General features: G+C 38.2%; 9 protein-coding genes. 2 read left to right on the plus strand and 7 right to left on the minus strand.

Features of this window, described 5'->3' with window-relative positions:
* Positions 1 to 115: 115 nt before the first annotated feature.
* Positions 116 to 1,006: a TIGR01777 family oxidoreductase gene (locus GQR46_RS12570; RefSeq protein WP_010552533.1), complete on the minus strand. Its 891-nt coding sequence runs from the start codon at positions 1,004 to 1,006 to the stop codon at positions 116 to 118.
* Positions 1,007 to 1,176: 170 nt separating this feature from the next.
* On the opposite strand from GQR46_RS12570, the gene GQR46_RS12575 reads away from it, so the two are divergent.
* On the plus strand, positions 1,177 to 2,214 hold the full coding sequence (locus tag GQR46_RS12575) for an AI-2E family transporter (protein ID WP_007585280.1): 1,038 nt from the start codon (positions 1,177 to 1,179) through the stop codon (positions 2,212 to 2,214).
* A 69-nt stretch (positions 2,215 to 2,283) separates the two neighbouring features.
* Here the strand turns inward: GQR46_RS12575 and GQR46_RS12580 are convergent, their stop codons facing one another.
* The 6 genes from GQR46_RS12580 to GQR46_RS12605 form a co-directional block, all read right to left on the minus strand.
* Entirely contained in the window at positions 2,284 to 3,363 is a 1,080-nt protein-coding gene (locus GQR46_RS12580; protein ID WP_165741133.1) for an FAD-dependent oxidoreductase, read from the minus strand.
* Between the two features lie 125 nt (positions 3,364 to 3,488).
* Complete coding sequence (locus tag GQR46_RS12585; protein WP_007585278.1) at positions 3,489 to 3,899, minus strand: hypothetical protein; 411 nt, start codon at positions 3,897 to 3,899, stop codon at positions 3,489 to 3,491.
* Complete coding sequence (locus GQR46_RS12590) at positions 3,886 to 5,223, minus strand: ATP-binding protein (RefSeq protein ID WP_007585276.1); 1,338 nt, start codon at positions 5,221 to 5,223, stop codon at positions 3,886 to 3,888. The genes GQR46_RS12585 and GQR46_RS12590 overlap by 14 nt, the downstream gene beginning before the upstream one ends.
* Positions 5,217 to 5,891, minus strand: a complete 675-nt coding sequence (locus GQR46_RS12595; RefSeq protein WP_007375447.1) for a response regulator transcription factor — start codon at positions 5,889 to 5,891, stop codon at positions 5,217 to 5,219. Before GQR46_RS12595 ends, GQR46_RS12590 begins: the two co-directional genes overlap by 7 nt.
* Before the next feature lie 3 nt (positions 5,892 to 5,894).
* The gene (locus GQR46_RS12600; protein ID WP_002959808.1) at positions 5,895 to 6,152 is read right to left on the minus strand and encodes a PepSY domain-containing protein; all 258 of its coding nucleotides are present in this window, start codon (positions 6,150 to 6,152) and stop codon (positions 5,895 to 5,897) included.
* A gap of 162 nt (positions 6,153 to 6,314) precedes the next feature.
* The gene (locus tag GQR46_RS12605; RefSeq protein ID WP_010552536.1) at positions 6,315 to 6,617 is read right to left on the minus strand and encodes a YciI family protein; all 303 of its coding nucleotides are present in this window, start codon (positions 6,615 to 6,617) and stop codon (positions 6,315 to 6,317) included.
* Between the two features lie 189 nt (positions 6,618 to 6,806).
* On the opposite strand from GQR46_RS12605, the gene GQR46_RS12610 reads away from it, so the two are divergent.
* Positions 6,807 to 8,228, plus strand: a 1,422-nt coding sequence (locus GQR46_RS12610; protein ID WP_010552537.1) for a sodium-dependent transporter, incomplete at its 3' end; no start/stop codon positions are given.

The following is an 8,228-nucleotide window of genomic DNA, read 5'->3' on the forward strand; positions in this document are numbered from 1 at the left end:
AATATATATTTAACTAACTGTTGTAATTATTATGTATTAATAAGAAAAGGTCAATTAAGTTAAAAGGATTGCTTTTTCAATTTTCATATTTTACCTCAAGAATTATTAACGCCCGCTAAACCAAACTCTCTAAAGCTGATTTAATATCAGGATGATGAAAACGATAATTATGAACGAGTGCCTTTTTAGGGACTACAAATTGTCCCGTTGTTAGTAAGTCTGACATTTCACCCATTAATAGTTTAAGTACTGCAGTAGGCATAGTGATAAATGCAGGTCGCGATAACGCCTCGCCTAAGCTTTTACCAAATTGAGCATTGCTTACAGGATTTGGCGCAGTTGCGTTAACAGGGCCAGATATTTCTGGATGCTTAATAATAAAAAGTATTAGCTGAATCATATCGTCGATGTGTATCCACGACATTCCTTGCTCGCCATTACCAATCGGGCCGCCTAAACACAATTTAAAAGCGGGTAGCATTTTACTTAATGCTCCACCTTTTTTAGCTAAAACAATACCCGTGCGCAAAAGGCACACTCTGGTGTGTTCTGATTGCGCGAGTAGCGCTGCATTTTCCCAGTCTTTACAAAGCTGGTGGCTAAATTCGTCGTGTGGGTTTTCAAAAGTTTCATCAATAGGGTTACTATTTTGTCGACCATAAAACCCAACGGCGCTTCCAGATATATAAGTATGCGGGGCAGTGCTACAAGCTTTAATAGCTTCACTAATTTGTTGTGTAACACCAATACGGCTGTCGCGTATTATTTGCTTTTGTTTGTCGCTCCAGCGTTTATTTACAATAGGTTCGCCAGCTAGATTAATAACAATATCAACAGTGTTAAAATCTACTGCATTGACATTGCTTACGGCTTTAACTTTATGGCCCAATAATACGTTTGCTTTAGTTGGATTTCGGCTAAGCACAGTAACAGTATTATGATGAAGTAAAAAAGGGCATAAGTGCTTACCAATTAATCCCGTCGCGCCAGTAACAAATATATGCATTATTAATCCTTACAATAAAATAGTAGCAAGTGATTAAAAAACATACTCGCTAGCAAACAGCTTTGCAAATTTATACGTAAAACAGGCTTTTATGATCACTTCGTAATTATTTCATTTAATTACCTTTTGCCTTACACTAAAGCCATATCATTAATAAAAGGATTAATAAATTGGCAAGTTTAACTGGAGTAAATAAAAGCTTAATAGTTTTTGCTTCCTTAGTGGTCGTACTCGCGGGGATAAAAGCGGCAAGTGTAATTATTATTCCGTTTATTTTGGCGGCGTTTATTGCCATTATTTGTAATCCGCTTATCAAGTTTTTTGCGCGCTACCGAATTCCTAAAGGCATTGCTGTTATGTTGGTAGTGCTTATTATAGTTGGCTTAGGTGTAAGCCTTGGCGGGCTTGTAGGGCAATCAATAAACGATTTTTCGCAGCAACTTCCTGAGTATAAAACACAACTCAAAGAAGAATTTGTATGGCTTGTAGATTTAGCATCTCAATACAACATACTGATTAATAAAGAACAGTTAATCAATATGTTCGACCCAGGTAAAATGGTTGATGTAGCCACTAATATGCTCACCGGTTTAGGTGGCGTAATGGCAAACATGTTTTTAATTATTTTAACCGTTGTTTTTATGTTGTTTGAAGGGCCAATGCTGAGCAAAAAAATACACATGGCACTTGAAGATCCCGATAGCAAAATGAAGCAAATTGACCGCTTTTTAGAGTCTATTAATTCATATCTGGCAATTAAAACGCTAGTAAGTTTAGGTACGGGTATTATTGCTGCGTTTTACTTATGGATTTTAGACGTTGACTACTTTGTGTTGTGGGGGGTATTGGCATTTATGTTCAATTACATTCCTAATATTGGGTCAATTATTGCGGCTGTACCGGCTGTATTACTTGCGCTTATTACTCAAGGTCCGTTAATTGCGGGATTGGTTGCTGCAGGTTATTTAACAATAAATACGGTAATGGGCAATATTGTAGAGCCTAAGTTTTTGGGCAAAGGGCTGGGCCTTTCAACATTAGTGGTATTTTTATCATTAATATTTTGGGGCTGGTTATTAGGTACTGTGGGTATGCTTTTATCTGTGCCATTAACGATGATTGTAAAAATAGGCTTAGAAGCCAGTGCTGAAGGTAAGTGGGTTGCCACTCTACTAGGCAGTGGCGAAGACGTTGCTAAAAATAACTAACATTTATAACCATCAAGGGCTGTAAAATTAAAGCCCTTGATGGTTAAGTTATCAGTAAATACAGGGCTATTAATTAACAAACAATTTAATAGCGTCATCCACCGCGTTTATTGCGCCTTCTAAATATCCAGCTTCTTGTTTTGCAAACTCACTCGCTACAAAATGAATGTTCAAGTTATTTAATTGCTCATCTAAGCCTGAAAAATCAAATTCTGGGTGCTGCGAAGGCTGAGTTTGATCGTCTCTATTAGCTACAAGCTTATCGTCTGCCCAGTCTTTAATAAAATACCCCGTTGCCTTTTCAGCATCTTTACCATAAAAGTAGCTAAGCTGCTGGGCACAGGCTTGAATTAATTGCTCTTTAGTTACTTGGTTTCGTGATAAGTAGGGCACACCTATAAAGCCAAATAATGCGGCGTAATTGCCATCTTCAGCACTGGCATCGTGAATTTCGACCATAGGGCCTACGCGACTAAAGCATTGTCCTGATAAGTTTTTATCACGCCAAAATGCATGTTCAAAAGTAGCTATAAATTTGGCTTGTCCTGCCATCCATGTAGGTACACTACTAAGGCGGTTTATGAGCGTTGGAGTAGCCCATAGTTCAGGTGTTAAGTGTGTTGTAACCATACGAGCAGGAATTGCTGAAATTAGTTTTTCAGTAGTAAATTGCTTTATGTTACCTAAGTGATTAACCGTAATTTGCCAGTTATTATCACCTTCTTTAAGCTCAGTGACATTGTGTTCTAATAACACTGAATCAGGATTAAGTTGCTCGTATAAGGCTGTTATTAAAGTATTCATGCCGTGTTTGAGTCTAAATAGTTGCATATCTCCAGCACCTGCAATTTGTTGAGGTTGCTTGGAATTAGGCGCTTGATATAACACATCACCTTTGTTGTATTGCTCAAATATACTTAAGCGGAGTGACTTTACTAAAGCTTGAATTTTTGGTTGGTGGGGAAATATCCACGTAGGACCCAAATCAAAACTAACATCGTTATTTATTGGTGATTGCGCAGCAAAAATTCGGCCGCCTAATTGCGATTTGGCTTCCAGTAATAAGTACTCAATATTAAGCAGTTGTAATTTATACGCACTGTATAAGCCGGCCAGTCCGCCACCTATAATTATTACTGGTTTAGTCATTTGTTTACCTATTAGCTATTTAGCAATCTACTAGTAGGTAGTTTGTTTTGATATGAATAAATTGTCAAGTAGGCTAAAGGGAACGAGTAGATAAACGTAACTAGTTTAGTGTGCTTTAAGTTACGTTAAAATGGGTGTTTTAGTGATTCTGTAAATTGATTTATAAGCTCAATTTCACAGAGTTTATAGCTAATGGCTGCTGTTGTCGCATTAGGAAGTTTTATTAAGTAACGCCATTGGCAGGCACTCTCAAGGTACTTTTCGTTATTTTTAATGCTGCGCATAAATAACGGTAATACTTGCGTATTGCCTGTGCTTTCTTGTGATTTAGTTAGCTCATATTTGCGCTTTTGTATCCAACTGCCTTGTGCTTGCTTTGCTTTGTCAATCTGGCTATCTAGGCATTGAATATACCGCTTAGCTTCATCGGTTGTTGCTTTAGCGGCTAAAGTACATGCCTCATCTGCAAAGCTGTACTGGCTTGTAGTTAATAGCACAATGGCAGTAAGTTTTAATAAATAGTTACTTTTTGTCATTGTAATTAAACTCTAAGATAAATTGAGCGCCGGCTAAGTTATCAGCATCGGTAATGGTAAGTGTCCCGTTATACGACTTAACTAAATCAGATACAATCGCCATGCCTACGCCGTGTCCGCTTTCGTATGTATCGAGGCGAGTACCACGTGTAAGTAAAGATTCACGTTTATCCTCTGGCACACCAGGGCCATCATCGCTAATTCCAATACACAGAGTTTTACTTTGGATTACTTGTATTTCTACTTGCGAGCGACACGCTTTACAGGCGTTATCAATCAAGTTACCGAGTAATTCCATTAAATCTGTTTGGTCACCTAGAAAGTAATCTTTTTCGGTTACGGTGCAGGTAAAAATAATATCTTTATCACGGTATACTTTTGCCATAGCACTGAGTATTGAATCAAGTACAGGCTTAATAGGTGTTTGCTTTTTCCACGTGTCTGATGCACCGGTTGCAGCACGCTTTAATTGGTGCTCGATCATCACATTAATTCGGTCGAGTTGTTCTTGTGCATCGGCATCGTTTGCCAATGGACTTGATTTTAGTACTGCAAGCGGTGTTTTAAGTGCATGAGCAAGGTCGCTTAATGAGGCTCTGTAGCGCTCTTTTTGGCGCTGTTGCGACTCAAGTAGCAAGTTTAGGTCTGCTTTTATTGTTTGCAGCTCTACAGGGTAGAGGCCTTTAATTTCTTGAATATCACCCGATTCAATCGCTTTTATTTCTTTATCGAGTCGTTGGAGTGGGCGAGCGCTCCAAATGAAACCAATCGCCATTAGGCCTGCAATTGCAATCCCCATGATAAACATCCAATCTACAAGGGTTTGCTTAAAGCCATCCATTATACGAAGTAGAGCGTCGTTACGTTTGACTAATATAAAGCGAGCTTGTTCTGATTGATCTATGTTGTTTAAAATTACAGTCAGGCTAAGTTGCCAGTACGCGGTATTATTATACTCCACGCGCCTGAAGTCGGCGGCACCGGCTTTGGTTTCTATTTGCTCTGGTACATAGTTTAAATTTACAGCCGATTCTGAGTTCCAAACAGGGTCATCATCGCGGTAAATCATTGCGTAGGTGTCTGAATTTAATCTGTTTAACTCAGGCGCTAAAATAGTGCTGGGCATAATAATACCATGCTCAGTAAAGTCGACTTCAGATATTAGCGAGTAGAGCTGTGCCTCGAGGGTTTTTTCTGTCGCATCAACCAGTGAAGCGTAATACGCTTTGCCAATTGAATAAAATAAGATAGGGAGTGCGACTAATAAAACAAAGACAAGGATAAATCCTTGCCTTATTTTTAACGATATTTGCGGTATTACCACTGGCTTTTAAGCCTGTAACCACGCCCACGTAGTGTCTCTACTGGGTTTAGTACGCCTTCTGGATCAAGCTTTTTACGCAAACGTAGTACAAATACCTCAATTACGTTTGAATCAAGATCGAAATCTTGGTCGTAAATATGCTCAGTAAGTTCTGATTTAGAAATTACTTTTTGCGGATTTACCATTAAGTATTCAAGTACTTTATATTCGTAAGCTGTAAGGCTAAGTTCTTTATCATCAACCCATACTTGTTGTGAACGTGTATGAATTTTAATTGGACCCGCAGTCATTTCTGGATTTGCTTTACCAGCACTGCGACGAATTAATGCATTACAACGTGCAATAAGTTCTTCAACATGAAATGGTTTAGTAAGGTAGTCATCTGCACCAGCATCTAAACCTTCTACTTTATCCTGCCAGCGATCGCGCGCTGTTAAGATTAAAATAGGGATAGTAATGCCTTGTGCTCGTGCTTTATTGATTAGCTCAATACCGTCTATTTTAGGTAAACCTAAATCAACTACGGCCATATCAAGCGGGTATTCTGTAATGTGGAAAAGACCTGCTTCACCATCGTGACATAAATCCACGCTGTAACGTTCTTTTTCTAAAGCATTACGTAGGTTATCTGCTAAATGTAAATCGTCTTCAATAACTAAAATTCGCATTTGTTAATCCTTTTTCACTTCGCCGGTTTTTTTATTTATATGTAAATCAACGACGTGGCCGTCAGATTTAAGTATTCGTACGGTATAAAAATCTGTTTTTTCGGTAATTTTTAAGGTCTTACCGCCTATTGTTTTCTTTGCAAGTATTACGGCTTTCTTTTTGTCCACCTCAGCATGAGATGCTTGGGTGGCTGTCGCTGCTTGAGCAAAGTTAGCTAAGCTAACACAAGCAATAAAACCGAGGCTTAATAATACGCGCATAATGGAAAACTCCTAGACCAGACCCACTTAGTTTAATTAACTAAGTTACTAAAATTCAAGTAAAAACGCTAAATTCGCTTTTATCTCAGTAATTTTAATTAAAATCTTGTGAACAAACCCTGAATTACAGTGCAACACACGCTCTTAGGGTTTAATACACTTTTAAGCAGGGAACACTTTTTTGAAAGGTTTAACAATTGTATTTTCATAGATGCCAGCGGCAACGTAAGGGTCAGCTGCTGCCCACTCTCGAGCTGCTTCTATTGATTCAAACTCAGCAACAACTAATGAACCGGTAAAACCTGCTTCTTGAGGATCTTCACTATCGACTGCCGGAAACGGACCCGCAGTTAATAAACGGTTTTGTGAATCAAGCTCACTAAGGCGTGCTAAATGTGCCGGGCGTGCTGCTTTTCTAAGCTCTAAGCTGTTTTCAACGTCTGTTGAGTGAATCATGTACAACATAAGGAATCTCATAAAAATTGTTAAATTTGATTAACGCAATACTACCACAGCGTTGAAAATTGGTGAATTAAAAGCGTATTTACACAGGTTTACACTTCGATTTTATTTTTAAGCTGTAATTGCTTGAAAATATCTGTGTAACACTGGTAGAGTCGCTGAAATATACAAAATAATAAAAAGGTTTTATGCATGAGCGAAAATAGAGAACGATTTAGTTCCCGTCTCGGATTCATAATGGCAGCGGCAGGTTCGGCTGTTGGTATTGGTAATTTAGTTGGTTTTCCGGTTTCTGCTACCAAAAATGGTGGTGGCGCATTCTTATTAATTTACGCTTTATTTGTCGTGTTCATTTGTTTACCAGTCATGATGGCTGAAATGGCAATGGGTCGTAACGCTCAAAAAGATCCACTTGGTTCGTACAAGCTATTATCTAATAACGATAAAAAATGGAAGCTAGCAGGTTTTTTAGCGGTGCTTACACCATTTATGATTGCTGTGTTTTATATGGTAATTACAGTTTGGATTTTTGGTTACTTAACGCAAACAGGCCTCGGTAATTTAGATTTACTTGCAGATCCTGGCCACTTTGGTGTTTTTATTAATAGTTACACTGTGTTTGGCTATATGGCCGTTGTGGTTATTATTGTTAACTTAATTTTGTTAGGTGGTGTTAAACAAGGCATAGAAAAAGCCGCTAAATTTTTAATGCCAGCCTTACTTTTCATGCTACTTGCCTTAGTTACTTATGTATTAACGCTTGATAATGCAATGGCCGGTGTTAAATACTACATTATTCCTGATTTTTCTAAGATGAGTGCAAGTGTACTTAATGGCGCATTAAGCCAAGCGTTTTTCTCGCTATCGCTGGGTATGGGTATATTAATGACTTACGCGTCATACATTTCTAAAAAAGATGACATTGTAAGTAGCGCTAAAATGGTCGCTATTACGGACTCACTCGTTGCGTTTGTAGCGGGCCTAATGGTGTTGCCCGCTATATTTAGCTTTGATCCAAACACAGACCCATCAGCACTTTCTGACTCGTCTGTATCAATGATTTTTGTATACCTACCTAAAATATTATTAGCACTGCAAAATGATATTGGCTATGTAGGTGCGTCTATTGTTGCGTTCTCATTCTTCTTATTAGTATTTTTTGCAGCGATTACTTCACTTGTTTCAATAGTAGAAGTACCGACAGCAACACTAAGTGACCGTAAAGGTATTAGCCGTAAAAAAGCATTGGGCATCCTTACACTTTCAACCGGTGTACTTACTATTTTATGTACAATGTCGTTTGGTATGATTGACAGCCTTACTTCGTTCACCAGTTATGGCGGCGTTAATAAGAGCTTTTTTGATATTATTGTTGATGTATTTTACGACACAATTTTACCGCTTAATGGCTTAATGGTGTGTTTGTTTGTAATGTACCGCTGGAAAAAAGCACGCTTAACGCAAGAGCTAAGCTTAGGTTCGCCTAATTATGCGGGAAGCTTGATGGAAAAGTACGTTAACTTTTCACTTTCAACGTTTATTCCTGTCATTCTAGCTGTGATATTTATAAATACAGTGGCGACTAAGTTTTTTGATTTAAAAATATTTGGTTTT

This window comes from Pseudoalteromonas sp. Z1A6 (assembly GCF_011378745.1).
GTDB classification, from domain to species: domain Bacteria; phylum Pseudomonadota; class Gammaproteobacteria; order Enterobacterales; family Alteromonadaceae; genus Pseudoalteromonas; species Pseudoalteromonas arctica.

What these genes read in the sequence shown, in the direction of transcription:
- GQR46_RS12595 (WP_007375447.1), bottom strand. Translation starts at nt 5,891, where the DNA reads ATGCGAATTTTAGTTATTGAAGACGATTTACATTTAGCAGATAACCTA.
- GQR46_RS12600 (WP_002959808.1), bottom strand. Translation starts at nt 6,152, where the DNA reads ATGCGCGTATTATTAAGCCTCGGTTTTATTGCTTGTGTTAGCTTAGCT.
- GQR46_RS12580 (WP_165741133.1), bottom strand. Translation starts at nt 3,363, where the DNA reads ATGACTAAACCAGTAATAATTATAGGTGGCGGACTGGCCGGCTTATAC.
- GQR46_RS12605 (WP_010552536.1), bottom strand. Translation starts at nt 6,617, where the DNA reads ATGTTGTACATGATTCACTCAACAGACGTTGAAAACAGCTTAGAGCTT.
- GQR46_RS12585 (WP_007585278.1), bottom strand. Translation starts at nt 3,899, where the DNA reads ATGACAAAAAGTAACTATTTATTAAAACTTACTGCCATTGTGCTATTA.
- GQR46_RS12570 (WP_010552533.1), bottom strand. Translation starts at nt 1,006, where the DNA reads ATGCATATATTTGTTACTGGCGCGACGGGATTAATTGGTAAGCACTTA.